This is a genomic window from Methanobacterium petrolearium (genome assembly GCF_017873625.1).
GTDB classification, from domain to species: domain Archaea; phylum Methanobacteriota; class Methanobacteria; order Methanobacteriales; family Methanobacteriaceae; genus Methanobacterium; species Methanobacterium petrolearium.
This window is the reverse complement of record NZ_JAGGKL010000008.1, coordinates 95,683-121,923: the sequence shown is the minus strand read 5'-3', so window position 1 is coordinate 121,923 and position 26,241 is coordinate 95,683. Positions and strand designations below refer to the sequence as shown.

The window sequence follows — 26,241 nt, the reverse complement described above, 5'->3', positions numbered from 1 at the left end:
CACCAAAAACCTCTTCACATGCTTCAACTACAACCTACTACAACTCAACACCCTCCAAAAAAACAACCCCACCTAGCGAACGCTAACCAAAAAAAAAACAAGAAAAACGTGCAAAATAACGAAAAAAATAAGGTTAAAACCCCAGAAAAACAACCAAAAAATAAAAAAAATAAAAAAATACAAAACCAAAAATAAAAAAACAAAGTAAAAAGAAAATCTCTATATAATTACAATTTATTATAATTACAATTGATCAAAAAAAGACTTATTAATCTAAAATGCCAAACTGGCTATGAAAGCAGACTACATCTTGTATATAATTAGATTTCACAAAGTACTAACTCATGGAATATATTTCATGAAACTAAAAACTAATATATATAGCAAGGAACATACTCACGGTAGTAAGATAATGAAGCTTTTTATAAAAAATTGGTAGTATAAAACTAGCTTTTTTTATGTCCAATTCATGGGTTATTTATAAGTATATATAAGGCCCTTTTATAAAGAATATAAATGAACATGGTTAATAAGTAACCATGGGAGGATGTTAGATGACAAAAGTTGAAATTAAAGTGGAGAACATAGTGGCTTCCGCAACACTCGGAAAGTCCGTAGACCTTCCCCAAGTCGCACCAGCGCTGGAAGGTGTAGAATATAACCTTGAACAATTTCCAGGATTAGTTTACAAACTTAAAGAACCTAAAACAGCCGCACTCATATTTGGGTCAGGTAAACTGGTTTGTACAGGTGCTAAGTCTATCGATGATTCGAAAAAGGCAATCCACATTGCTGTGGACAAGATGCGCACTTTAGATCCTGATATACCTCACGAATTTGAAATTAAAGTTCAGAACATCGTTGCTTCTGCTAATTTAGAAAAAACTCTCAACCTAGAGGCAGTGGCCCTGGATTTGGAAAACACCGAATACGAACCAGAACAATTCCCGGGTTTGGTTTACCGATTGGGTGAACCTAAAGTAGTGCTATTACTATTCGGATCTGGAAAAGTGGTATGTACAGGTGCAAAAACTATCGCAGACGCACAACTTGGTGTAGAAAAAACAAAGGAAAGATTATCTGAATTAGATTTATTATAATTCTGTCTTTTTAAGTAATATTTGGTGATCTTTTGATTAAACTTATCGCATTTGATCTTGATAACGTTCTAATTGACGGTGAAGTCATAGACGAAATGGCCAAACTAACTGGAGTAGAAGAAGAAGTTTCTAAAATAACCAGGAAAGCCATGGAAGGAGATCTAGATTTTGAAACATCCCTGAAAGAAAGGGTTTTACTCCTGAAAGGAGCATCAGTGGAAGATGTCAACAAGGTAATGCTGGAAATTCCCCTTATGGAAGGGGCAAAAGAAAGCATTAACCAGCTCAAGAAGAGAGGATATAAAATAGCCACCATAACAGGTAGTTTTGATTGTATTGCCCAGCGCATGAAAGATGAACTTGACCTGGACTACACATATTCCAACTCCCTTGAAGAAGAAGATGGAGTCCTTACTGGAGAAGTAACTGGACCCCTGGTTGCAGGTTCCAAGAAAGACGTCCTCAATGAAATAATGGCACTTGAAAAAATTTCTGCTGAAGAATGTGCTGCAGTAGGAGATGGTGCCAATGATGTTTCCATGTTAAAAGAAGCAAGTCTGGGAATAGCTTTCAATGCCAAGCCTGTTTTAAAAGAAATGGCTGATGTTGTTGTTGAGAAGAAAGACTTAAAAGAATTACTGGAAATATTTGATGATCCAAATTCTGAAACTGAAACAGAATCTGAACTCGAAGAAAGCTTCACTGATCTGTTATCTAAGAAAAAAGACTTAGAAAAAACCCTCAAAAAATTAACTGCTGAAAGAGACCAGTTAAATGATGAAGCTAAGAAGTTACGTCAGGAAAGGGATGAACTCAACTCCCAGATAAGAGGTAACCTTGACAAAGCCTTAAAATACAGGGACGAACGTGACGAGGTCAACAAAGAAGTTAAAAAATATAAAAAACTCCGTGATGATGCTCACAAGGCTTATAAGAAGATTGAATGGACTTCTGGAAGGAGAGAAGCGGTTCAACTTCAGGATGAGATAAAACGCCTGGAAAAAACCATTGAAACCAGGGTCCTTGACATTCGAAAAGAGAATGAACTTGTCAAAAAAGTTACTGATCTTCGCAAAAAACTGCAGGGTATGCAGGAAGATACAGAAAGCCGCAGTGAAGCATTGGAGTTCAAGGAAAAATCTGAAGCCTACCATGCTAAAGTGGTGGAGTTATCTGACCAGGCACAGGAAACTCATGAAAAAATGCTGGAATATTTCCGTAAAATAGATGATATCCGCAGTCAGGCCGATGCCACCCACCAAAAGTTCATAGAAACCAGGGAAAAAGCAAACAAAGTCCATGAAGAAGTTAAAGCAACCTTCGGCAAGATAAGGAAAACAAACAAAGGCATGGACAGGGTTAAGGCTAAAGAAAGAAGTAAAGAAGACGAAATTGTGCGTAAGAAAAACTCTGAGGAAAAGGAAAAAGCCGAAGAAATCTTCCGAAAATTCAAGGAAGGTAAAAAGGTTTCCACTGAAGAGTTAATGCTCTTACAGAAGCACAACATTGTTTAAAGGCCATTCATGGCCACATCCTCCCCCTTTTTTAAGTTTTTTTTAATTAGATTATTTATTGTGATCATTATAATATGGTGAATGAATGAAACCCACTGACAGTTCTTTTAAAGTTGATAACGATGTAAAAATTGCAGCGCTTTTAGTGGCATCAATAGCATCCTTTTTCACACCATTCATGGGCACATCGATTAACATTGCATTACCTGCAATTGGATTGGATTTTGGTGCAGATGCCATCCTTCTTAACTGGGTTACCAATGGATTTCTTTTAGCAGCAGCCATTTTTGCAGTTCCATTGGGAAGAGTAGCGGATATACATGGAATGAAGAAGATATTCACCTATGGGATTATTATATTCACTGTGGCATCGCTCTTTTGTGCATTATCCCCATCTACAATGGTTTTAATAGCCTCCAGAGTCCTGCAGGGAATTGGATCTGCCATGATCTTCGTCACAGGTCTGGCAATAATCACCTCAGTTTTTCACCCCAGACACCGGGGAAAGGCCATTGGTATAAATGTAGCCGCAGTTTATGTTGGATTATCCCTGGGTCCGGTAATTGGTGGCTTCATGACCCAGTATCTAGGTTGGAGGAGTTTATTCCTTTTAATGATACCATTCGGGCTCTTGGTAGTGGCTATAGTATTTTGGAAACTCAAAGATGAATGGGCTGCTTCCAGGGGAGAAAAATTCGACTGGACAGGTTCAATACTTTACAGTATTATGCTGTTTCTGGTAATGTATGGATTCTCCAGTTTACCCCAGCTGGAGGGATGGGTAATGTTAATTGTGGGAATAGCCGGATTTTTCGCCTTTCTCATATGGGAACTTAGGGCAGAAAGTCCAGTGTTCAATGTCAGGTTGTTTAAAAACACAGCTTTCACATTCTCCAGCATGGCAGCCCTGATAAATTACAGTGCCACCTTTGCAGTGACCCTACTTTTAAGCTATTATCTCCAGTACATCCGGGGATTCGAACCACAGAGCGCCGGGATAATTCTGGTGGCCCAACCAATATTAATGGCCATAACCGCCCCTATAGCTGGTAGAATGTCGGATCGTATTGATGCTAGGATTATTGCCACTGTTGGGATGGCCATAGTAACTTTAGGACTTTTCACATTCACTTTCATAGGTTCTGATACCGCCATCATCAATATCATCATTGGCCTGGCAGTACTTGGATTGGGATTCGGACTCTTCTCTTCACCCAACACCAATGTGATAATGGGTTCAGTGGAGAGAAAATTCTATGGGGTAGCTTCAGCCACAGTGAGCACCATGCGACTCATAGGTCAAACCATGAGCATAGGGATTGCCACACTGGTTTTTTCACTCTTACTGGGCAGGGTGCAGATCACACCGGAACAATACACAGCCCTTCTTGAAAGCATACACATCTGTTTTGTGGTTTTCACAGTGCTCTGTTTGGTGGGAATAATTGTGTCATGGTACAGAGGCAAGAGCAGTTATCAGGAAGAAAAAGATGGACAAAAATCACAGATGAAATGAATACCTTTTTTTTTAAATTCTTTTTATGGGAAAATTAGTTACGTATAAGTTAGTTATGTATAAATCAGGCTCGCTGTCGAAAAAAAGGGGGATATGGTTTTTTAGTAAAGCTTGCATTCTGGATCTATTCCAGTTATCCGTATTCCTGCGTCTTTACAGGTTTTTTTGATGTTCAAACCAATGAGTAACGGGGTGATCTTTTCTATGATCTGGGCTCTTTCTAATGGTCCGCAGTCTACTACATTCACTCCGGGTATTTGTTCGATTAGTTGGGCTACGGTTTTTTTGGATTCTAAATCATCTCCAGATATTAGGCAGTCACAGTCTATGGGTTCGTTGAAGTTCATCAGTGCTCCGCTGCTGATGTTGTTGAAAGCGCAAATAACTGTGGTTTCCGGTAAAATTTTCTGGGCCCGTTCAGATGCCGCTCCTTCAGGTAAATATAAACATCGAGTCGGTGATCCTCCAATTGCTGTTTCTAATGGTCCTGTAGCATCCATCAATATTTTACCAGCGGCACCTTCTTTAATGGATAAAAGTGTTGCTTTTTGTGCTACTAATGGTACGGTCAAAATCAATATTTCGGCTTGTTTTGCAGCATCTGGATTCTCAGCAGCACCCAGATTTGGAATATTATCTTTTCCTAATAATCCTTTGATTTTATTTACAGCAGACTGCGCTTTTTCTATTGTCCTTGATCCAATTATAACGTCTTCTTTAGCCTGTACAAAACGTATTGCAATTCCTAATCCCTGTCCACCAGTTCCACCAATTACAGCTATCTTCATTTCATCAACACTCCCTTACTCTTAATCTCTTTTTTTTAAGGTTTAACTCTTCAGTCTTGATAAAAGAATGAGAAATTAATACTATATAAACATAGCGATTACTCTGTTTGCAATGATTAATTATTATAATTGTGGGTGAATTACAAAAAAGTTAAAACTAAATAAAGTGGGTAAAACGTAATTGTTGAGATTTGAAGTGGTAAATAACTATTAAATATTTTAATCGTTATGAAATTTTTTATTTTTAAAAAATAAGGTTGAATGATGAATTTTATAATGATTAAACCTTTTTTTTCAGGTAATCCCATAGCTGGTTTATGTTGGATTCCATTATTTCTTTCAGGGGGATGGTGGGCATTACCACCCATATAACAATTGTTCCCACTAAAACAGTTTGAGTGTGTAATGCAAGTTCATTGATATCAATGTCGGTTCTAATCATTCCCTGAGTTACACCTTCCCTAATTACATCCTTGTTGAATTCAAACAGATTATAATAAAATTCAGTGTAATGGTCACGAATTATGTCATATTTCTGGACTCCTTCCAGTAACAACAAATTCAACACTCTATAATCTATTTTTGCAGAGCTTTCCACTAATTTAGTGGTTTGCTCAGAGTTTAAATCATCTCCAACCAGTAATAAGGTGGCACTTTTTAATTTTTCTTTGGGCGTACCCTCAAAATGTCTAATCTGGTCTATGGTTGAATTAAAATAGTTAAATATGTATTTTTCAATCACTGCAACCAGCAAAGTATCCTTACTATCAAAGTGATAGTAAAAACCCCCGGTAGTAATGTCTGATGCTTTTATAACTTCGTTCAATGAAACACCAGCAAATCCTTTTTCCAGAAAAAGTTTAAAAGCTGTTTCCAGAATTCTAGATTTAGTATCCATAATTTTTCATCTTCTGTTTATTTTTTTACATATTAAACATGTAAGTATTTAGTTATAACAGGTAAACCAACAATAACCAGATACTGATTATACATAATATAAATTAAAATTTCTTTTCAGGTATAGATTCTCAAACATCACTGGCATAAAAAATCCAAAGTGACTGTTGAGGGTTATGGGAGTAGTTAGTAAATAAATTATTTGTGTAATCTAACAGAACCTAACTTTATAGTTTGCCATTAATATTAATTCGTTTAAATAGGTTAAAAATTAATAAAAATAAAATTTTCGTGTTATTAAATCATAATGACGGTGGTTTTTTTGTTTTTCTTGAAAAAATAATTTAATAAGGCCTATTTGATTTTAAAAAGGTGTCAGTGTTTAGTTTTTTGCAATAATTATGAATGGGACTTCACCAAAATCTAAATTATTAATCATTACAAACAGAGTAATCGCTATGTTTATATATGAATTATAACTTAGCTATATGGTGTCAACTCGAGGAGATCAACTTGAGAAGATACTGGCATAGATGTAAACTTTGATATAAGAACATTACGGAGGGATTGAATGGAAAATTATTGTGATCTAAAAGGGAAAGTGGCAGTGGTGACCGGTGCTTCCGGTGGTCTTGGAGCGGATGCAGCAAGGGCATATGCACAATATGGTGCTGATGTTGCTCTTTTAGCCAGAAGAAAAGAAAGATTAGAAGCACTGGCAGAAGAAATTGAATCAACAGGACGAAAAGCACTCGCTGTTCAATGTGATGTGGCCGATGAGGTGAGCGTTGAAAAGGCAATAAAAGAAGTTGTGGACTACTTTGGAAAAATAGACATACTCCTGAACAATGCGGGTGTGGCAATTCGCGGTGGAGTATGCGATTTATGCGTTGAAGACTGGGACATGGGAATGAACGTAAATGTTAAAGGAATATTCCTGGTTTCAAAACACGTCATTCCACACATGATTGAAAATAAGTATGGGAAAATCGTGAACACCAGTTCCATCAACTCCATAGCCGGTGATAAAAATGACATGTTCATACGTCACGTTTACAATGCATCAAAAGCAGCTGTTCGTGGTCTGACCATGGGAATGGCCTGTTCTTATGGTAAATATGGAATTACAGTAAATGCTGTGGGTCCTGGTCTTTTCGAATCTGAAATGACAGCAGATACCCTCTTCAAATCTGAAAAATTCCTGGAAACATACAGCAGAATCGTACCACTCAACCGCCCAGCTAAAAAAGGAGAATTAAACGGAGCAATCCTGTTCCTCTCATCAAATGCTTCTTCTTACATAACTGGACAAACAATATTTGTAGATGGTGGTTTTTCAATAGTCTGATTTATTAAAAAAGGAGTCCAAGGAAATTCAGCCATCATAATCCTGTTTGGACTTTAATTTTTCTTTTTTATCATTTTTTCCATTTCACTAGGAGTATGCTGATTTTTTGTAAATGTAAAAATTAAAAGAGATTTATAACATAGTTCATCCATTACTTTAAAACGTAAAAGAAATGAAAGGAGGAATGACTGTAATGATCATAGTAACTGCTAATATAACAGCTAAACCAGGCAAAAGAGATGAAATGATTTCTAAATCCCAGGATGTAATTAAAAACACCCTCCAGGAACAGGGGAACATAAGTTACGAATTATTGGCCAGCACCGAAGATGAGAATGTCCTAGTGATGTTTGAAAAATGGGAAAATAAGGAAGCTCTTGATACCCACATGCAAACTGAACATTTCAAATCATTTGGAGTCGCAATTGAAGATCTGGTAGCAAAAGATTTAGAAATAGCCATTTACTCTGCTGAAAAAGTATAAAGTAAGTTAATTAAGTTATTTAGGATTTACTTCACTGTTTATATCGTATATGAATATTTAGGATTCCGCCAGAAAAGAGGTACCTTCCTCTTTTTCAATCCTCAATATATTATCAGCAGCATCTTCCAGGTCTGCATCGTGGGTGACAATGATCATTTGGGGGATTATGGACATCTTCTTAAGTAAATCAATCAGTTCCTGACGGCGATAAGCATCAAGATGGATTGTAGGTTCATCCAGCATGATGAGTTCCAGACTACCTCTGGAAAGTACCTGGGTGATTCCCAACCTTAAAGCAATGGCTACGGCTATTTTTTCACCACCACTGATCATGTCCAGACTACTTTTGCCAGTGGGACCATAGATAGTCACATCATAATCATCATCCAGTTGAATATCAGAATATTCAAAATTAAATTTTTCAAATAACTCCCGTGTCTTTTCTTCTATTAATGGTCTTGAGATGTTCCTTAAATCTTTTTGAACACCGTCTTTACCATAAATATGTCTAATGAAGTTCAATAACTTTAAAAAGTCTTTAAGATTTTTTAGTTCATTTTCATATTTCTGGAATTCTATGATTTTACTTTTTAACTCTTTGATTGAAAGGGAAAGCTGATCCATCTGACCGATCAACATATGTTTTTTTCCGGTTAACTGGGTCAGTTCTTCATTTTTCAACTCCCAGTCCTTTTTTACCCTTTCATGAGATTTTTCATTGTAGTTTAAATCTTCAATAATTTGACTGATCTCTTTTACTGCTTCCAGGGTCTCCTGGATCTGCATTTCATTTTCTTTTTGTCTTTTTAGGAGAGCATCCTTCTGACTAACCTCACCTTGGAGATGCTGATACCGTTTATCCATTTCTTCCAGATAAGATATCTCTTCAGGAAGATCCTCCACACTGTCACCTGCAATTTCCATAAGGGAACTAACCTTCTTTTTTAAACCACTTAAAGAGGTGTTGATTTCATTTAAATTGGAGGTATGCTCTTCAATATTCCCTAAAGATTCTAATGAACCTTTTGCAGCTATATAATTCTCATATTTACCTTTCATATTCTCGATCTGGGATTTTTTCTTCCTAATATCCTTTTCAATACCCTCCAGGATGGTTATTTTGTCTTGAAGATCTTTAAGGTTCGAATCAATATTTTCAACCTCTTTGGCATCATCCTTCACTGATTTTAAATATTCTCTTAAAATACCCAGATTTATGCTCTGAATTTTAGATTGTTGCAATTCTAAATTACCTTTCTGAGCTTCAATATCTCCTAATTGTTCTTTTAAATCCTTTGATCTTAAAATATTAACCTCAATATCAGATTGATAATCTTCAATTAGTTCATCCCTTTTTTGGGGGGTTATAGCAGATTTACAAATTGGGCAAAGATCTTTAACTTGTTCTAACTCACCAATAGGTTTTTCAAGGTCCTGATTTTTTACCTGAAGGTTAGATAATTCTTTCTGTATATCATGAATTTCCTCGGAAGTTGTCTGTATTTTTGCCTCTAATTGTGGTTTAAATGTGGTCAGATAATTTTCCAATTCTTCGACAGAATCAAATTGAGTGTTTAAAATCTGATTGGATGTTTCCAGAACGGTTTTTACTTTTTCAAGGGATTTTTTCATTTTAACTTTGATTTTTGATTTTCTTGTTGTGTACTGTTCAGATAATACTCTACTTCCCTCAAACTGATCTTTGGCATATTGTAAACTGCTGATATCAGTATTTAGAAGAGAATAGTCATTGTAATAAACTTCATTTTCATTTAAAATAGTCTTAAAACGTTTTATATCGGTCAATATTGCATCTAATCTTTTTTTATCTTTATTTAGATTTTTCAATTCTTTGATATTTTCTTCCAGACTTTTTAAAACATTTAGTTTCTTTAACCTGGGTTTTAATTTACTCATTTCCTCTTCTTTGCCTGTTATTTCAGTTAATTGCCAGTTAAGATCTTTTTTAGTTTTTTCCAGCTGTTCCCTGAAATGTTCTTTGGAATTTAGCAGGGTCTGGTTTTTTCCAAACTCTAAACTCCTTTTATCCAGTATTTCCATTTTTTCTCTGATTAGGTTGGTGTCAATTATTTTTCCTTCTATATCACGGTTGAGATCTTTAATCTTGATGTTGAATTGGGTTTCTTCTTCTTTTTTAGAATCCAATTCTACATTTGCATCTTCAAAAGATTCTAATTTACCTTCTAATCTTAATTTTTGCCCGTTATATTTGTCTAAAATAATTTTAATGTTTTTCCATGCTGTTTCAAGGGAATCAATACCCAAAAGCCTTCCAACCATCTGTTTTTTTTCAGAAGAGGTTTTTTCGATTAAGTCTGATATTTCTCCCTGGCGCACATAAACTGCATTAAGGAACAGGTCCCCATCCATCTCCAAAATGTTTTGAACTTCCAGTGTAACCTGTTTATCCCCTGAAACTAATGATTGGAATCTTTCCCCTTCTTTGATACTCATAATGGCTTTTGAAGATGTTTTGGTTCGTTCTCGTAAAACCCGATAGGTGCGGCCATGGGCAGAAAACTGGATTGCAACTGACATCCTTTTTTGGCCGATGGTTATAAGCTGTTGAATTTTTTTACTGGTATGTTGTTTGAAAAGTGCAAAACTCACTGCTTCCAGAATGCTGGATTTACCCGCACCATTTCCACCTATTATTATGGATATTCCTGTATCAAATTCAATGCGGGTGTCCTTATGGGATTTAAAGTTCTTCATATGGAGATTTTTAATGATCATATAAATCCTCGTAGAAATTCTGAACTATGGTTTCAGCCATCTTGAAATCTCCATCAGAAAGCTCTTTTAAAAGATCCGTTGCCAGCCTGTTAACTTTTTCATTCTTAAAATCATCAAGGCTGTGTTCAATCATTTTTTTAATATCTAAAGCTTCATTTTTGTTTTCAAAAAGATTTTTTCCATCTTCAACTGCTGTAGGCTTGTAATTTGTCCTCACAGCAAGACAAAGGTGGGATAGGGAATGGTTTAAAGTTTCATACACCTCGGAACGGCTGAAATTCCCACCTTCCACAGTAACCATAAGCAGGGGTTTGTTATTTAAGTTGCTTACGTACTGTTTGATCCGTGATAACTCTTCTCGGATTTTAGTAAATAGAATGGTCTCTTTTATGAATTCACGGGGAAGTTTAAGGTCGATTTTTTCAATTTCGGGCATATCACCATCAATATCAACCAGATAAAATCCTTTTCCATTCTTTTTATATCCTTCAACTTCATTGGAACGCCATATCTCAGTGGAACCAGGGTATGCTAGTTTACCCTCCCCAAAATCATCAATTACCCTCTCGTGAATATGGCCAAATGCACAGTAATTGAAACTCTGTGGCACATCCCCTATCTTAATTTCATACTCATAGGGAATATAACGGTCTATGCCCTGATGCAGAACTAATATTCTTTTATTATAATCTTTCGATTTTGATTCTATTGTTTGCAACCTTTCTACTAATTGTTTCGAGTGGTATTTGGATGTGTAGGGTGCTCCACCTATGAAAACATCATTTTCTAAATAAAATGGTTTTTTGGGGCTTATAAGTTTCAAACCAAAATCTTTGTATAAAATTTGTGGGGGTAGTGCGTTTTTACGCATTACAATATCATGATTACCTGCTATGGCATAGATTGGGATTTTTTCTTCTTTCAGTCTTAAGATACCATTCTGCGCTGTTAATAACGCCCGGGTGGGAGGTCTTGAATATTCGAACAGATCTCCTGAGTGAATAACAAAATCGGGTCTTTCCATAATTAACTCATCAATAGCCTCATTAAACACATGAAAAAAGTCATTTTCTCGTTCAACAAGTCCATACTGGCGATAACCCAGGTGAGTGTCAGCCAGATGAACAAACTGCATCAGTAATCTCCTCCCAAATCCTCATACTCTCTTTTTTGTTCATCTAAAATTTTTTCCTGATTTTGGCGGGATTTCGACCATTCATCCACAATGTTCAAGTCTCCACCAGAAATTTTGCCCTCAAATTCATCTATTTTAACCAGGGTTGGGATTCGGGTCATTAAACCCAGCACAATTGCTTCTCCAATATTTAACGAGGGAAGTTGAGCTATAAGATCATCGCTCAAGCTTTCACTGGCACGTTGCACATGATTCTGGTCAGTTGGTTCTACCAAACGCAGGATTATCATGTTATTGGCCTGTGACAGAGCATCTGAATCCAGTGTTTTGGGACTTTGACTCACCAGGCATAATCCTACTGAAAACTTACGCCCTTCCCGGGCAATCCGGCTTATCCATAGTTTAGATTCTGTTTTCCTATTTTGAGGTGCCAGTATGTGGGCTTCCTCCAGGATCAGGAATATCGGAAATTCAAGGCCCTCACCTGTTCTTAAAAATTGTTTTCTGCTGGCTAAAACATTGCGGAGGATATGGCTTACCACCACATCTGATGCGAATTCATCCACTGAACCCAGATCCAGAATATTTGCTTTTCCCACTTTCAAATTGTCAACAATGTCCTTTGCTTCCAGGCTGAGTATATTCCCATACTTATCTCGCATATGCTCCAATTTGTTTAAAATATCAGCTATTGATTTCTTATCAGCTGCATAGGCTGATTTAGAATCAGGATCCTCTGCTTCCTGTAACCAACCTTCTAATTTACTCTGGATCAGGGCTATGAAATCTTTTCCCGTGGCAGAACCCTGCATAAGACTTTTACGCGCCAATTTATAGGCTTTTAAAAAGTACCTTTCTTGGACATAGGCATTGGGGGGAATATTTGATAATTTCTTAATCTCACCAAATGACAGGTAAAGTGGATTGATCTGTGGTCTCATCACATTAACTTTAGCTTCACCGAAATCAGTGTTCACATATTCAGAGTGCATGTCAAATATCAAGACACTTCCATTAACATTTAAAAGACCGTTTACAATTACAGATACTGTATTTGATTTCCCGGCACCGGTCATGGCCAGAACTGCCAGGTGTCTTGAAACCATTTTGTTGATGTCAACTTCTAGGGCTACTTCTTCTTGAGTTATCAGGTTTCCAAGCTTCAAACCATACTTATCAACTTTAAATATTTCTTTTAGAACCTCTGAATCAGCAACTTTTATCTCAGTTCCCGGGGGTGCAGGTGTTCGGGGTATGCGGAGATCATCATCAATATCTCCCAGTATTTTAACAGTTCCTTTCACGTAGTGGTCGTCACCCTCAATTGCTTTAATCTTTTCTATGGTTAAAGGGTCATATATTTGATCATTAATGGAAACACTACCCCTTACCAGGGATTCGATCATTCCCAGGACGTTTTTTCCATCATATTTCAGGGAAACATATTCCCCCACCCTGGGCATTTCCTTTGATATGAAACTCACCTCAACTAGTGATGTTTCACCTATGCATCTTCCAATGATTTTACTCATTTAACATTTCCCTCCCACTCTTCTCCTGGAATCCGATTATCTTGGAAAGGTTTTCCAAATCAGTTTTACGTATTACAACATCATTATGTGCTTTTTTTAATAGTAAAGGATATCCTTCTGCACTTATTTTTTTTATATTCATAAGTAAATTTTTAATATCCCTTTCTTTAGCATGGTATGGTAATTCAAACTTCAAAATATTTTTATGGTCATCTAATCTGGCATAGAAGATGGTGAAGGTCAAACTCTTTAAAAAATCATTTCTAACTGGAAAATCCCTTTTCACTTCAGAAACACTTGAGTATCTTGGTTTGGAGTATCCCTGTTTTTTACTGTACATATCAAATATGGCAATGTCCGGCACTTTTGAATCAAAGTATTCAGTACTGGTGGATGTTTTTGAGATAGCCACTATTTTTTTCCCCTGTTTCATCAGCTCACTGATTACTAGGAGGTTTTCCAAGTTTTCCAGGTAGATCATTGGTTCAGAATTGTCATTAAATTCTTCTGCAATTTCACCAGCAAATTTAGATGATGTTATTTTAATGTTCGAACTCTTTAACTCTTCTTCAAGAAGAGGCAGATATTTTTCCCTTATCTTTTCTTTTACCTGTTCTTTGAGTTCTCTTTCAATGGGGAAAGGTCGGATAATGTTTCCCAAAACAGACCCATCAAATAGAAATAAATCAACATCATGTTCTTTAAACATTCTCAGAGCATTTTTTATCTCGAATATTCCCATATAACTCCTTAAACGATCTTCAACATATTTATGGTGGGATATAATGTCAATTTCAGAGCTTTCAATCCTTTTAAGGCCATTAATAGTATGGATTATTCCTTCTGCATCGATAGCATAGAATATGAACGGTAAAAATCTGCGTTTATTGATACTCCCATCACCTGCTGCAATATTAATGTCTGAACCGCTTTCGATAATGGGATAATCTATCCACTGCCCAGAAGCATCGACTTGGGATAATTCAATTTCCTCTAATTTTGTATTGATCTGGTCTTTCTTTCTCAAGGCCTTTTCATAAAGTGAATCCAGCATATGATCCCTCAAAACTAATATAAACTCTATTAAATCTGTTTTTATGATAAATAAGCGAATATTAATAACTGAACTTTAAAGTATATTTTGCCCTCCTTAATTTAAAACTTTATTTATTAATAGAGCGGTAACCAATCTATGATTATGACCACGGTTACACCCCAACAAAGGAATGGTCTTAAACAGCGTCAGAGTATTTCAGTCAGAATACCCGGAAAAAATTCCTTACAACATCCTGAAACTGGATTTGAACATTCCTGAAGAAAACCTAGCCTCAATTTTAGGATACCTTGGGGAGAAGGGGTATATTTCCCATCAGGATGGGGTTATAATTCTAAAAAAGGAGTCGAAAATGGATCAAGAAGCCAACATCCCTGAAAAACAATCAAAAGAAAATGGTAAAGTGACAGATGAACATGAAGGTTCTAATTTATCAGTTGATGATAATGAGGGGAAGGTAGATGAAGCTGGACATAAAAACCAGCTTTCTGAAAAAGAACAAAGATCTCTGGAAATAATTAAAGGATTGGTTAATGAAGAAGGGAATATTTCACGGACACTCCTGGAGGGAACTCTTCTTTATGGGGAGTTGGAGTTAAGCGACATCAGTATGTATAACCTGATAACTTCTTTGGAGAATAAAAGTATTTTAAGGAAGATTCAACTCACAGATGGGGAATATTATCACTTCACTTCCTGAAAAAACCCTTATGAAATAAATGAGGAATAAGGTGCAAATAAGGAGTTATGACCAGCGATAGGGGTTGAATTCTGAAGGCGGAATGTACATCACCTCTGCATAGCCCTCCCTCAAAAGCTCCTGGTTCAGGTTCTCACCATCCACATAGACCACTGCTAGGGTGCGGCCGTATTTATCCTTATTTTTAGCATCATCAATATCCAGTCCCACGGTTTTACCCAGACATTTATTTTTTACAAAGTTTTTAGCATCCCAGTATCCAGATTCTCCCCTTTCTGGAGTGTTTACCCCAACAAAACGTATTCTGCCCACTCCTTCCACGTCTATAGTATCACCGTCAATCACCTTGTAACATAGACCACTCACTTCTACATTCTTATTTTCAGAACTGGTATTGGTGAGGCGGGCTGTGTTTGTGGGAGTTGTGGTGGTTTGTGGGGTGCTGTTTAGATCGTAGGATGAGTCATTGTATTGATATGTCTGATCTGAATCATCATAGGTACAGCCAGAAACAGCTAGGACCATAATCAGGGTTATAATCAAAAAATATTGTAATTTCATCGCATCGCCTTTATATTATTCCACATAATCTGTATTATTCCATATACTCGTTTTTTCATTATAAAGGTTCCTATTGAGATTATATTTACTCATCTAATTCCCTGATTAATGACCATCTAGTGCTATCCATAAAGGTGGGCTGGTTTTATCCTACGATGGGATTAAATGTAATAAAATCCAACAGATAAGCATGATACTGATAACTGGAGGGGCAGGATACATAGGTGCCCATGCCAATAAAGAGCTTAACCTTGCAGGATACGACACACTGGTCCTGGATAACATGAGCTATGGTCATGAAGATTTCCTGAAATGGGGAAACTATGAAAATGTTGATTTAGCTGATCTAGATTCCCTAAGAAATGTCTTCAGGAAATATGACATTGATGCAGTTATGCATTTTGCAGCATTCACCTATGTAGGGGAATCAGTGGAAGATCCCCAGAAATATTACATAAACAACCTGAAAAACACCCTCAACCTTCTCCAGGTAATGAATGAGTTTAAGGTAGGAAAGCTGGTTTTCTCCTCAACCTGTGCAACCTATGGAAACCCCCAGGAAATCCCTATAACCGAAACCCACCCTCAAAACCCAATAAGCCCATATGGTAAAGCAAAATTAATGGTGGAACAGGTTTTAGCAGATTACAGTTCAGCTTATGATCTTCGCTATGTCTCCCTCCGCTACTTCAACGCGGCTGGTGCAGATCCCGAAGGTGAAATCGGAGAAAGACATAACCCGGAAACCCACCTCATACCCCTCATTTTGGACGCAGCCACGGGGAAAAAGGAGGATATAAAAATATTCGGCACAGACTATCCCACCCCTGATGGGACATGCATCAGAGATTACATACACGTCACTGACCTGGCATCTGCCCATCTAAAGGCCCTGAAATATTTGGAAGAAGGCGGCCAGAGTGATGTTTTCAACCTGGGAAATGGAAATGGCTTTTCAGTGAGGGAAGTGATAGAGGAAGCCAGAAAGATCACCGGTAAAAAAATCAAAGCCACTGAGGCTGATAGAAGGCCTGGTGATCCTCCCATACTGGTGGGAAGTGCTGATAAAGCCCGTGAAATCCTGAAATGGCAACCTAAATATGATGATCTAACTAAGATCATCAGCACTGCCTGGGAATGGCATAAAAAAGATGATCAAAGTATAAGGTAATAAATGATTGGAAAAGATTCTATTAATGAAATATCAGATTCAATTGACAAGATGGCGAAATTTAGTAATATTACTGTAAAAAGATTATTATTTTACATTATATGGTGTTTAATCTTTTCAGTTTTTATTATAATCGTATTATTATCTAAATTTTTGGATTTCCAGACTTCAGGAAATCCATTATATTTGATATGTGTATCTTTAGGTGTTTTTATGTTTTAACTTTTATCTCTATTTTTACCCGTGTTAAAAAGGTATTTCCGTTCATACTACTAATTTTAATAATATTTTCAGGATTAACTCTCATCTATACATATTTTTATAATTCAGGGACTATTTCAAGCTTAGATTATTTTTCTGGAATCGGAATATTTTTGATTTATTTGATTGGATTTGGTTTTATAATATTCCTTAAAAAGTATTAATTTGGACAGAAAATAGGAATACATTCTTTCAAAAAAAGGATTTAATCTGAAAAAAGAATAAGGATTTATTTTCATTTCAAAATATTCTTCAAATATTCCCTTAACTCTCCATTGACATCAGGATCCTGCAGGGCAATCTCCAGGGAGCTTTTAAGCCATTCCACATTGTTTCCAATGTCATAAATTTTACCATCAAATATATGACCATAGATACTATCCAATTGTCTCATGGCATCGGTGAGTTGTATTTCTCCACCCACTCCTGGTGGCACATCCTCGATATGGTCAAATATCTCAGGATCCAGTACGTAACGTCCAGTAATCGCCAGGTCAGATGGTGCTTCCTCTGGTCGGGGTTTTTCCACCATATCCTCAATTTTATAAACAGAATCTTCAACTTCTTGGCCCTTTATTATACCGTAACGTTCAATTTTGTCACGAGGTACTCTTTCAATGGCAATGGCCGATGAATCATATTTTTCATGGACATCAAGTAATTGCTGGGTGCACGGAACCGAGGACTGACTTATGGTATCCCCTAAAAGCACGGCAAAGGGCTGACCATCGATATGTTTTTTGGCGCAAAGTATAGCATCTCCCAATCCTTTTTGTTTCTTTTGCCGGACGTAATAGATGTCTGCCATCTCGGATATGGCCTCAACTTCCACCAAGTAATCCATTTTTCCACAGTTTCGTAGAGAATATTCCAGTTCAAATGAACGGTCGAAATGATCCTCAATGGATCTTTTTCCCTTACCAGTGATGATCAATATGTCATCGATTCCAGAGGCCACTGCCTCCTCCACCACGTACTGAATGGTTGGTTTATTGTAAACTGGTAACATTTCTTTTGGTTGGGCCTTGGTTGCCGGTAAAAATCTGGTTCCAAGTCCTGCAGCAGGTATAACAGCTTTCATAATCTTGCCTCCCTCATATGTTTTAGCCCTTCTAATGTATTAATCATATTGATTTTAAGATCTTTATGAACTTTATTAACAGATAAAGATGAATCTTTCGGACGTTTAGCCTTCTGAACTAGATCTGAACTTTTAATGGGGTTTATAAGACTTTCATCAAGTTCAAACACCCTAGAGATGTTAACTGCAAAGTCGAAGCGACTAATTCTTTGGCTACCAGATGTATGGTAAATTCCCTGTTTATCTGTTTCGATTATCTTTAAAATTGCATCTCTTGCATTGCTATCTAAAGTGGGAGAGTTGTAATGGTCATCCACCACATTTATTTCATGTCCACCATTAAGTTCGTTTGTAACCCATGAAACAAAACCCCTCCTGGCATGCCATCCGTAGAGCACACTCACCCGGGTAATGGCATATTCAAGGCCAGATTTCCAGACAGCCTCTTCACCTTTAAGTTTAGTATAAGCATAATAATTAAGAGGACAGGTTCCATCATCCTCACTGTAGTTCCCCTTACAACCATCAAAGACAAAATCACTGGAAACATAGATCAACTTGGATCCAGTCATCTTACAGGCTTTGATTATGTTTTCTGTTCCCTGAACATTCAGGGCCCAGGCCTCAGCAGGATGTTCTTCACAGTAATCTACATTGGTAAGTGCAGCAGAGTGTATGACCACATCTGGATTTAGATGGCCTATTTTATCCTGAACATCCTTATGGTTAGTTACATCCAGAGGAATGGTGTCTTTGTCAGGGTTCTGGTGGTGGGTTGTGATGATTTTGTAGTCTCGGCCTTCCACGTCCCTGAAACTGGAGCCTAACAATCCACTTCCTCCAGTTACCAAAAGACGATCCATGGTAATGGTTAATAAGAGCGAGATATATAAAACTTTCCAAGAAGAATAAAACGGTGTATTTATGATTGAAGGAGTAAAAGTGAAGAAGCTTAATGTCATCCCTGATGAGCGGGGATGGTTAATGGAAATATTAAGAAATGATGATGACATTTACCAAGAATTCGGACAGGTTTACATGACCACAGCCTATCCTGGAGTGGTGAAGGCATGGCATCTGCATAAGAAGCAGACTGATAACTTCACCTGTATCCATGGCATGATGAAGGTCGCATTATATGATAGTCGGGAAGATTCCCCTACCTATGGTGAAGTCAACGAATTCTTCGTTGGAGACAAAAATCCAATACTAATAAGTGTCCCTCCATATGTTTATCATGGTTTTAAAGCGGTAGGTGATGAAACAGCCTACTTTGTAAGCGTACCTACATTACCATTTAACTATGATGAACCTGATGAGTACCGCCTTGAACCAGACACAGATGAGATCCCCTATGATTGGATACTGGACGAGAGCAAGAAACATGGCTAGATATAGATAAAACAGGCAGATAAAGATATTTGGTGATTAGATGAAGATAATGATTACTGGGGGTGCTGGATTCATCGGATCCAACTTCGTACACCACATCAGTAAGAATGATGATTATGAGGTAGTAGTCCTGGACAAGTTAACCTATGCAGGTAACATGGATAACCTTAAGGAAGTTCGTGATGGGATCGAATTTGTAGAAGGGGACATAAAAGATGAAGAAGTTGTTTCCAGGGTCATGAAAGACTGTGACATGGTGGTGAATTTCGCTGCTGAAACACATGTGGATGTATCCATAGAGGATCCGGGCATATTCATTGAATCCAATGTTAAAGGCACTTACAACCTCCTGGAACATGTTAGAAAGTACGATGTGGAACGTTATCTTCAAATATCAACTGATGAGGTTTATGGCAGTATAGATGAAGGATCATTCACTGAAGAGAGTAACCTGGATCCTTCCAGTCCTTACTCAGCCAGTAAAGCTGGAGGGGACCTGTTGGTAAGTGCATACTGGAAAACCTATGATACTCCAGTGATCACCACCCGCAGCAGTAACAACTTCGGACCCCGCCAGTACCCTGAAAAATTAATACCATTATTCATCATGAACGCTATGCAGGATAAACCATTACCAGTTTATGGTGATGGGAAAAACGTTAGGGACTGGATATATGTTATGGACAATTGTAAAGGAATAGAAGTTGCCCTCTTAAAAGGTAAACTTGGAGAAGTCTACAATATCGGTGGAGGAAATGAAAAAAACAATTTAGAGATAACCAACCTCATATTGGATATTTTAGGAAAACCTGAAAGTCTGGTAACATTTGTTGAAGACAGATTAGGTCATGACCGACGTTATTCCCTTGATTCATCTAAAATAATGAAGTTGGGCTGGAGGCCTGAGTTTTCATTTGAAAAAGCCATGCTTGAAACCGTGGAATGGTATAAAACGAATTTTTTAGAGGTTTGAATAAACCTCATCCTCATTATTTTTTTATTCTTTAATATAAAAACTTACAAATCCATTTCAAATTTTTTTAAAATCTCAAAAAAAGTTTCCTCATGAATTCCACTTATTTTAAGGGTCTTCTGACGACTTTTATGTCCAGATATGATCTCGGTGTGGTGACCAGTTAATTTTGAGAATTCTTTCATTATCTCTTTATTGGCTTTCCCCTTGGTGGGAGGTGCTTTTATTTTGACCTCCAGGGTCTGCCTCCACTTGTTATATCCTGTGATCTGAAATTGGCCAGAGTTAGGGGATACTTCTATCTGCACGGTTATTCCATCTGGAGTGGTTCTAACTGCCTGCACTTTAAACATCCCGTTATTCTAAATAAATATCTCTTCAGTCTGATTAGACAATACATTAGGTGTTATATTTTATTTTTTCATGAATTAAAATGGTTTTTTATCCATTTAAATAGTGGGCTGGTCATTAGAGGTAACCTTTAAATAGTGAAAGCAAGAGATGATGGTATGCTTCACTCTCTTGTGTGAGAATCAGCACAGCAGGGGTGGTCGAGCGGTCAAAGGCGCTAGGTTGAGGGCCTAGTGGGTGAGTCCCTTCGCGGGTTCGAATCCCGTCCCCTGCACTTATTTTGAATCTGTTCTGATTTTTATAACTTTTTTAAGATGGTATATTCTGCTTAAATTTTTATAGTCACCTTCAACGTTTTCCCAGATTTAAGATCCTCTACAAGATCTGGGTTTAAATCCACAGCTGCCTTATCTGCACGTATCATAAGTGTTCGGCTGCAAGTATAATCACTCCTGCGGCACACCATATCGGTGGGATGATCCAGAGTCAGTGAAGGGCTCCCATATCCTATGATTTCATCACTTGCGTTTTCTGTTTCCAAAATAACATGAATTTCAGTGTTTTCATCCCGAATTGCATCTTTCATCTGGGGAGGAAGGTCTTTTAGGGATGCATTGGATGATACTCCAACAATACAGTCCCCAGCTAAATTCATTTCTCTATCTTGGGTTACTTCAAATGTACTGCGGTGTTTAGATGTTACATTGTCATGGCCTTTAGCTTTAAAAATATATTTCATTATAGGGGGCATGATAACTGATCCTTTTTGGAATTTTAATCTTCTTTTGGAGTTTTGAATAATTTTACTAAATTGAATAGGAGATTGTCATATCACTCAATAATAATGACTGTTAGAATTTAATATTAGTATAACGAGTAGTTAAGTAGTTAAGAAATAGTAAAAAAAATTAATGGATTTATTTCAGGTGTTGTTAACCATGAAGATCAGTTGTATAGTAGATAATCGGGCAGGATTTAAATCAGATTTATATGCTGAACATGGATTTTCATTACTGGTAGAGTGGGAAAACCAGAATATCATGATGGATACTGGGAAGACAGCCACGGTTTTAAAGCATAACATGGATCTTTTGGGGATAGAATCTGTGGATAGTGTGATAATCAGCCATGGTCACAACGATCACACTGGAGGTGTCTCAATCCTTAGGGATATGGGGGCACAGTTTTTCATACACCCTGAGACATTAACTCCCAAATACGCTTTGGACAGTGTTGAACCGCGTTATATAGGTTTTCCAAGAAATATTCCTCCGGAAACACTTAAACTGAATTATGTGACTGAAACCACCCAGATAAAACCGGAAATGTGGATTTTTAATCACACAGAGAAGTACTGTGACTTTGAAACCATACCTGATTACATGGTTATACAGGAAGATAATAAATTTTCAAAAGATAAATTCAAGGATGAACTGAATTTGGTCATGAAAACAAATAATGGTTTGGTGGTTTTGTCCGGATGCGCCCATCAAGGGATGGTTAACATCATCTATTCTGCCAGAGAATACTTCCAGGATGAAATATATGCAGTTATTGGGGGATCACACTTGGCACAGTCCACTCCTCAGAGAATAGAGAAAACAGTGGAAGAATTTAAAAAAATAAACCCTGAAATAATAGCCATGGGGCATTGTACAGGTTTTGAAGCTTTATGTAGGTTTGCCAGGGAATTTAAAGATAAATTCACACCTCTAGAGTCTGGTGCAGAAATCACACTCCAATGAAATAGACCTTTAATGACTTTAATAAAATCCTCTGATTGGAAGAAAGTGAGGGATTGGTATAGAATCTGATTGAAATAGAATTTGATTCATCTAAGTCCTTGATTAAAACACGTTTATTTGCACTATAGAATCTGATTGAAATAGAATCTGATTAGGATTATTTTATCATGACAGAAAAAATTATTCGTAAAGGCACTTACTGTCTTTTAATCCATTTAAAAACTAATCAAATTATCCAAATTGGTAAGAAGGGAAAAATTAGTTTTAATAAGGGGTACTATGTGTATGTGGGGTCAGCTATGAATTCCCTGGAGGGGAGGATCAGGAGACATTTAAGGAATGATAAAAAAATGCACTGGCATGTGGATTACCTTTTGGATAATCCCAGCTCCCACATAGTTCAGGTTTTCTTTTCTGATGATGGAGTTAAACATGAATGTGAACTGGCCACATATATTGCAGAAGAAGGAAAAGGAATTCAGGATTTTGGCTGTTCAGACTGCAAATGCCATTCCCATTTGATCTATTTCTCTAACATTGATGAAACCGAAGATGCATGTAAAAATGCCTTCAGAAATAGTGCTTTAAAGTTAAAAGAACTGGATGAATTGTTGGGTTGATATTTTCGAAGTTGGTTGATATATACAAAAAATAGATGGTTAACACGGTTAAAGTATTCCAATAATCAGTAGTAAATAAAAATAAAAAAGTTAGGGGTTATTGAAACCCTCGGAAGAACTGTTCAAATTCATCTACATCCATTGGTTCTGGATGTGTGAATTCCTGGTTCTGGGAGATTTTTTTGGAAAGTTCAACATACTTTTTCGCCTGTTCAGACTCAGGAAATTTCTCCACAACTGTTTTCGCATCAATTTCGCTTTTCTGGACTAATTCACTCCGTGGAATCACTCCAATTACTTTACTTCCAATTCTGTGAGCAAATTCTTCCACGATTTCCACTTCTCGGTTGATACCTCTGCAGTTGCAGATTATGCCACCCAGATTACTTTTAAGCTTTTTTATACCTTGTGAGATGTTATTGGCAGCATATAATGCCATATACTCGCCAGAAGTCACGATATACACTTCATCAGCGAAGTTTTCCCTTAAAGGTGCTGCAAATCCTCCGCAAACTACGTCTCCTAATACGTCGTAGATGATAATGTCTGGTTCCTGTGAAAACACTTCCAGATTTTCCAGGAGTTTCATGGCCACGATAATTCCGCGTCCTGCACAACCAACTCCTGGTTTTGGCCCACCACTTTCAACACAGTTAACACCACCATAACCAGCAAATATCACATCTTCCTGGGTAGGATTCCGTTTATCTTTCAAAATATCCAGGATAGTGGGTATCCTTCTTCCCACCAGGGTGCGAGTGGTGTCTGCCTTGGGGTCACAGCCTATCACCAGCACACTCATGTTTTCAGAGTAAGCTGCAGCCAGATTGGCGACAATGGTTGATTTACCAATACCTCCCTTGCCATAAATAGCAATATGTTTGGTTTCACTCATCCCCTCACCAGGGCTCCGATAATATCTCCTCTGGTAATGATTCCCACCATTTTGCCATGAGAGTCAACTACAGGCAGTCGTTTAACATCATGGGTGTCCATTAAGTGTGCTGCATCAGAGATGTCAGCTTCTGGTCCAATGGTAATTACTTTTTTGGTCATTATTTCCCCGATGAGGAGAGAAGCGGCTTTGTTCATGTCTTCGGCTATTTCATCCATCTCATATTTCATGCGGACTGGTAGTTCGATTAGATCGAGGGGTGCAGGTAAGATCAAGTTCATGTGGGGGGAGTGAACTTCTATGAGTCGCATGATATCGCCTTCACTGATGATTCCTGCTAATTTTCCTTCTTTATCCACTACTGGTGCTCCGCTGATCTTGTTTTCACGCAGGCTTCCAGCCACATCAATGATCCGGTCATCTATCTGGAATTTAATTACTTCTTTTTCCATGGCGTCCTGAATTTTCATTATATCAACTCCTTCACATCGAAATTCTCAAATAATCTCATTTTCATGTTTTAATCAAAAATTTTATAATTTCTCATGAGTACATCAATATAATTTCTCATGAGTACATCAATATTCTCCATAATAAATTACATCAATAATTCTCAAGAGTGTATCGATTATATTTTTTTGATTGTAACTGTTTTTAGAAGATTTCGTATCCATTAAAAAATATCCATTATCTCGAGATTAGTAGTATTGGGTGGCTGATTGAAAAATTTTTCTATTTATTTAATTGTATTGGTCATCCACTTATTCTATTTTTTCTATAGGGGATTCCTTTTTAGATCAACATGAAAAAAGTTTTATGACTTTTCAGATGGTGACATGGATAACTCAATTAAGAGTCCTGCCCAAGGTCAGAAGTAGTCAAAGAGGTGTGGTCTACTGTGTATGCCCATCTACCATTTACATGCCCTCATCAACCATGGCTGTAATACTCTCAGGAAAGCTTTCAGATCTATAGGGACACAAGTGAATCTTCATGTCTACACAAGCATTATTCATAGTTACTTCCATGATGTGTGAGTTCTCAAATAACATTTGGAACCCATATTAATTCAGAGAAAACAGGGAATTGGTTGGGGAATCATAAATCTAAATATCCCTCATATTGAATAGGGAATCTCAATCTTTTTTGTAACGTAGGTAAACCAGATCTCCATGCCTGACCTTGTATGGGAAGAAAACTCCCACGTTCTGTTTATTGGCTTTCTGGATGTTTTCGCCATTCACTTGCATTGATTCCACTTTATCAGTCACAGAACCAGTGGTGGGGCCCTGAACTATAATCTCATCACCCACCTTCAGAGGGTTCCAGAGCCTTATTTCTGCAGCTTTAACCTTAGAATAATAATTAACCACTTCACCAACATCCTGTTTGGCATGGGTGGCTTGGTTGTAGTCACTGATCTCGTGGGGGGATTTGAAATAGAATCCAGTGTCAAAACCACGATGATAAACCTTTTTAAGTTCATCAATCCAACGATCCTTAAACTCCCATGAACCACTCTGGTAAGAGTCAATTGCCTCCCTATAGACTTTAGTGACGGCGGCCACATAATCTGCTGGCCTGGCTCTTCCTTCAACCTTAAAAGAGGCAATTCCTGCCTCAATCAGTTCAGGTATGTGTTCAATCATGCACAAATCATTGGGACTTAATATGTGGCCTTTAAATCCATCATCATATTCTTTTAACGTACTATCTCCTTCTAAAGTTAATGAACGTTCATCATCCTCACAGATGAGTTTCCATTCCTTCCTGCACGGTTGCAGACACTCTCCACAGTTAGCATTCTTACTGTATAGATATGAACTTAAAAAACATCTTCCGGAGATGGCCAGACACATGGCTCCGTGCACGAAAACCTCCACTTCCAGGGGACTTTCATTTGCAATTTCCTTAATCTCATTTAGGGATAGTTCACGGGATAGTATAACCCTTTTAATCCCTAAATCTGCCAGAAGTTTCAGTGATTCAGAATTGGATATGTTGGCCTGAACACTCATGTGAACATCAATATCAGCATCATGAGCTATTCTAAGAACTCCCAGATCAGATGCAATTATTGCATCAGCTCCTGCAGATTTAATTTCTGGTAAAACAGTTTTAAGATGTTCAATATCTTTGTTTTTCATTATGGTGTTGGTACAGACGTAAAAAAGAGAATCATGTTCATGGCAACGATCTGCAGCTTGTTTAAGCTTGTTTGTGGTGAAGTTGGCAGTGTGGGCTCGCATATTATGGCCTTCCACACCGATATATACTGCATCTGCCCCATTTTGCAGTGCTGCTTCCAGGGCAGTGAAGTCCCTGGCCGGTGCCAGTAATTCTACCATAAAAATCACCCACAGATT

At 37.4% G+C, this 26,241-nt stretch carries 27 protein-coding genes and 1 tRNA gene; 14 read left to right on the top strand and 14 right to left on the bottom strand.

Translation table 11 applies throughout. The features are described from left to right. The 4 genes from J2743_RS08895 to J2743_RS08880 form a co-directional block, all read left to right on the top strand. On the top strand, positions 1-195 hold a 195-nt coding region (locus tag J2743_RS08895; protein ID WP_209626348.1), incomplete at its 5' end, for a hypothetical protein. 359 nt (positions 196-554) lie between these two features. Continuing rightward, on the top strand, positions 555-1,100 hold the full coding sequence (locus J2743_RS08890; protein ID WP_209626346.1) for a TATA-box-binding protein: 546 nt from the start codon (positions 555-557) through the stop codon (positions 1,098-1,100). 32 nt (positions 1,101-1,132) lie between these two features. Beyond that, on the top strand, positions 1,133-2,614 hold the full coding sequence (gene serB, locus J2743_RS08885; protein WP_209626344.1) for a phosphoserine phosphatase SerB: 1,482 nt from the start codon (positions 1,133-1,135) through the stop codon (positions 2,612-2,614). Positions 2,615-2,699: 85 nt separating this feature from the next. Then, on the top strand, positions 2,700-4,130 hold the full coding sequence (locus J2743_RS08880; protein ID WP_209626342.1) for an MFS transporter: 1,431 nt from the start codon (positions 2,700-2,702) through the stop codon (positions 4,128-4,130). Between the two features lie 101 nt (positions 4,131-4,231). Here J2743_RS08880 and npdG read toward each other — a convergent pair whose 3' ends face one another. Further along, positions 4,232-4,918, bottom strand: a complete 687-nt coding sequence (gene npdG / locus J2743_RS08875) for an NADPH-dependent F420 reductase (protein ID WP_209626339.1) — start codon at positions 4,916-4,918, stop codon at positions 4,232-4,234. 280 nt (positions 4,919-5,198) lie between these two features. After that, positions 5,199-5,816 (bottom strand): TetR/AcrR family transcriptional regulator, encoded by a 618-nt coding sequence (locus J2743_RS08870; RefSeq protein ID WP_209626337.1) that lies wholly within the window; start codon positions 5,814-5,816, stop codon positions 5,199-5,201. A 570-nt stretch (positions 5,817-6,386) separates the two neighbouring features. On the opposite strand from J2743_RS08870, the gene J2743_RS08865 reads away from it, so the two are divergent. Together J2743_RS08865 and J2743_RS08860 are read left to right on the top strand one after the other, a co-directional pair. Then, positions 6,387-7,163 (top strand): SDR family NAD(P)-dependent oxidoreductase, encoded by a 777-nt coding sequence (locus tag J2743_RS08865; protein ID WP_209626335.1) that lies wholly within the window; start codon positions 6,387-6,389, stop codon positions 7,161-7,163. A gap of 184 nt (positions 7,164-7,347) precedes the next feature. Further along, complete coding sequence (locus tag J2743_RS08860; protein ID WP_245248198.1) at positions 7,348-7,647, top strand: putative quinol monooxygenase; 300 nt, start codon at positions 7,348-7,350, stop codon at positions 7,645-7,647. A 57-nt stretch (positions 7,648-7,704) separates the two neighbouring features. Here the strand turns inward: J2743_RS08860 and J2743_RS08855 are convergent, their stop codons facing one another. The 4 genes from J2743_RS08855 to J2743_RS08840 are packed head-to-tail and all read right to left on the bottom strand — an operon-like array spanning position 7,705 to position 14,125. Next, positions 7,705-10,404, bottom strand: coding sequence for an AAA family ATPase (locus tag J2743_RS08855; protein ID WP_209626333.1), 2,700 nt, complete (start codon positions 10,402-10,404; stop codon positions 7,705-7,707). Then, on the bottom strand, positions 10,394-11,539 hold the full coding sequence (locus J2743_RS08850) for a metallophosphoesterase family protein (protein WP_209626331.1): 1,146 nt from the start codon (positions 11,537-11,539) through the stop codon (positions 10,394-10,396). Before J2743_RS08850 ends, J2743_RS08855 begins: the two co-directional genes overlap by 11 nt. Continuing rightward, entirely contained in the window at positions 11,539-13,071 is a 1,533-nt protein-coding gene (locus J2743_RS08845) for a helicase HerA domain-containing protein (RefSeq protein ID WP_209626329.1), read from the bottom strand. Before J2743_RS08845 ends, J2743_RS08850 begins: the two co-directional genes overlap by 1 nt. Next, a complete protein-coding gene (locus J2743_RS08840; RefSeq protein WP_209626327.1) occupies positions 13,064-14,125 on the bottom strand; it encodes a DNA double-strand break repair nuclease NurA in 1,062 nt (353 codons plus the stop codon). Before J2743_RS08840 ends, J2743_RS08845 begins: the two co-directional genes overlap by 8 nt. A 172-nt stretch (positions 14,126-14,297) precedes the next feature. Between J2743_RS08840 and J2743_RS08835 the strand changes: the two genes are divergently transcribed. Then, a complete protein-coding gene (locus J2743_RS08835; RefSeq protein ID WP_209626325.1) occupies positions 14,298-14,825 on the top strand; it encodes a hypothetical protein in 528 nt (175 codons plus the stop codon). A 45-nt stretch (positions 14,826-14,870) separates the two neighbouring features. Here the strand turns inward: J2743_RS08835 and J2743_RS08830 are convergent, their stop codons facing one another. Continuing rightward, the gene (locus tag J2743_RS08830; protein ID WP_209626324.1) at positions 14,871-15,386 is read right to left on the bottom strand and encodes a thermonuclease family protein; all 516 of its coding nucleotides are present in this window, start codon (positions 15,384-15,386) and stop codon (positions 14,871-14,873) included. Positions 15,387-15,576: 190 nt separating this feature from the next. On the opposite strand from J2743_RS08830, the gene galE reads away from it, so the two are divergent. Beyond that, complete coding sequence (galE, locus tag J2743_RS08825; protein WP_209626322.1) at positions 15,577-16,557, top strand: UDP-glucose 4-epimerase GalE; 981 nt, start codon at positions 15,577-15,579, stop codon at positions 16,555-16,557. A 496-nt stretch (positions 16,558-17,053) separates the two neighbouring features. Here the strand turns inward: galE and galU are convergent, their stop codons facing one another. Together galU and rfbD are read right to left on the bottom strand one after the other, a co-directional pair. Next, on the bottom strand, positions 17,054-17,899 hold the full coding sequence (gene galU, locus J2743_RS08820; RefSeq protein ID WP_209626320.1) for a UTP--glucose-1-phosphate uridylyltransferase GalU: 846 nt from the start codon (positions 17,897-17,899) through the stop codon (positions 17,054-17,056). Beyond that, positions 17,896-18,750 (bottom strand): dTDP-4-dehydrorhamnose reductase, encoded by an 855-nt coding sequence (rfbD, locus tag J2743_RS08815; protein ID WP_245248196.1) that lies wholly within the window; start codon positions 18,748-18,750, stop codon positions 17,896-17,898. Before rfbD ends, galU begins: the two co-directional genes overlap by 4 nt. 73 nt (positions 18,751-18,823) lie before the next feature. On the opposite strand from rfbD, the gene J2743_RS08810 reads away from it, so the two are divergent. Together J2743_RS08810 and rfbB are read left to right on the top strand one after the other, a co-directional pair. Then, a complete protein-coding gene (locus tag J2743_RS08810; RefSeq protein ID WP_209626316.1) occupies positions 18,824-19,291 on the top strand; it encodes a dTDP-4-dehydrorhamnose 3,5-epimerase family protein in 468 nt (155 codons plus the stop codon). Between the two features lie 40 nt (positions 19,292-19,331). After that, on the top strand, positions 19,332-20,264 hold the full coding sequence (gene rfbB, locus J2743_RS08805) for a dTDP-glucose 4,6-dehydratase (protein ID WP_209626314.1): 933 nt from the start codon (positions 19,332-19,334) through the stop codon (positions 20,262-20,264). A 44-nt stretch (positions 20,265-20,308) separates the two neighbouring features. On the opposite strand, the gene J2743_RS08800 is transcribed toward rfbB, so the two are convergent. Continuing rightward, complete coding sequence (locus tag J2743_RS08800; RefSeq protein WP_209626312.1) at positions 20,309-20,608, bottom strand: DUF167 family protein; 300 nt, start codon at positions 20,606-20,608, stop codon at positions 20,309-20,311. A gap of 197 nt (positions 20,609-20,805) precedes the next feature. Here J2743_RS08800 and J2743_RS08795 point away from each other — a divergent pair. Further along, positions 20,806-20,889 (top strand) — tRNA-Leu (locus J2743_RS08795). A gap of 54 nt (positions 20,890-20,943) precedes the next feature. On the opposite strand, the gene J2743_RS08790 is transcribed toward J2743_RS08795, so the two are convergent. Then, a complete protein-coding gene (locus J2743_RS08790; RefSeq protein ID WP_209626361.1) occupies positions 20,944-21,354 on the bottom strand; it encodes a DUF371 domain-containing protein in 411 nt (136 codons plus the stop codon). Positions 21,355-21,553: 199 nt separating this feature from the next. On the opposite strand from J2743_RS08790, the gene J2743_RS08785 reads away from it, so the two are divergent. Together J2743_RS08785 and J2743_RS08780 are read left to right on the top strand one after the other, a co-directional pair. Next, complete coding sequence (locus tag J2743_RS08785) at positions 21,554-22,360, top strand: MBL fold metallo-hydrolase (RefSeq protein ID WP_209626310.1); 807 nt, start codon at positions 21,554-21,556, stop codon at positions 22,358-22,360. Between the two features lie 167 nt (positions 22,361-22,527). Further along, positions 22,528-22,980 carry a GIY-YIG nuclease family protein gene (locus J2743_RS08780; RefSeq protein ID WP_209626308.1) on the top strand — a complete coding sequence of 151 codons (453 nt, stop codon included), beginning with the start codon at positions 22,528-22,530 and terminating at the stop codon, positions 22,978-22,980. 97 nt (positions 22,981-23,077) lie between these two features. Here J2743_RS08780 and cfbC read toward each other — a convergent pair whose 3' ends face one another. Both cfbC and J2743_RS08770 read right to left on the bottom strand, forming a co-directional pair. Then, positions 23,078-23,875, bottom strand: coding sequence for a Ni-sirohydrochlorin a,c-diamide reductive cyclase ATP-dependent reductase subunit (gene cfbC / locus J2743_RS08775; protein WP_209626306.1), 798 nt, complete (start codon positions 23,873-23,875; stop codon positions 23,078-23,080). Then, positions 23,872-24,345, bottom strand: a complete 474-nt coding sequence (locus J2743_RS08770; RefSeq protein ID WP_209626304.1) for a CBS domain-containing protein — start codon at positions 24,343-24,345, stop codon at positions 23,872-23,874. Before J2743_RS08770 ends, cfbC begins: the two co-directional genes overlap by 4 nt. Positions 24,346-24,691: 346 nt before the next feature. Here J2743_RS08770 and J2743_RS08765 point away from each other — a divergent pair, with 346 nt between their 5' ends. Continuing rightward, on the top strand, positions 24,692-24,850 hold the full coding sequence (locus J2743_RS08765) for a hypothetical protein (protein ID WP_209626302.1): 159 nt from the start codon (positions 24,692-24,694) through the stop codon (positions 24,848-24,850). A 161-nt stretch (positions 24,851-25,011) separates the two neighbouring features. Here the strand turns inward: J2743_RS08765 and J2743_RS08760 are convergent, their stop codons facing one another. After that, positions 25,012-26,223 (bottom strand): U32 family peptidase C-terminal domain-containing protein, encoded by a 1,212-nt coding sequence (locus J2743_RS08760; protein ID WP_209626301.1) that lies wholly within the window; start codon positions 26,221-26,223, stop codon positions 25,012-25,014. Between the last annotated feature and the right edge of the window lie 18 nt (positions 26,224-26,241).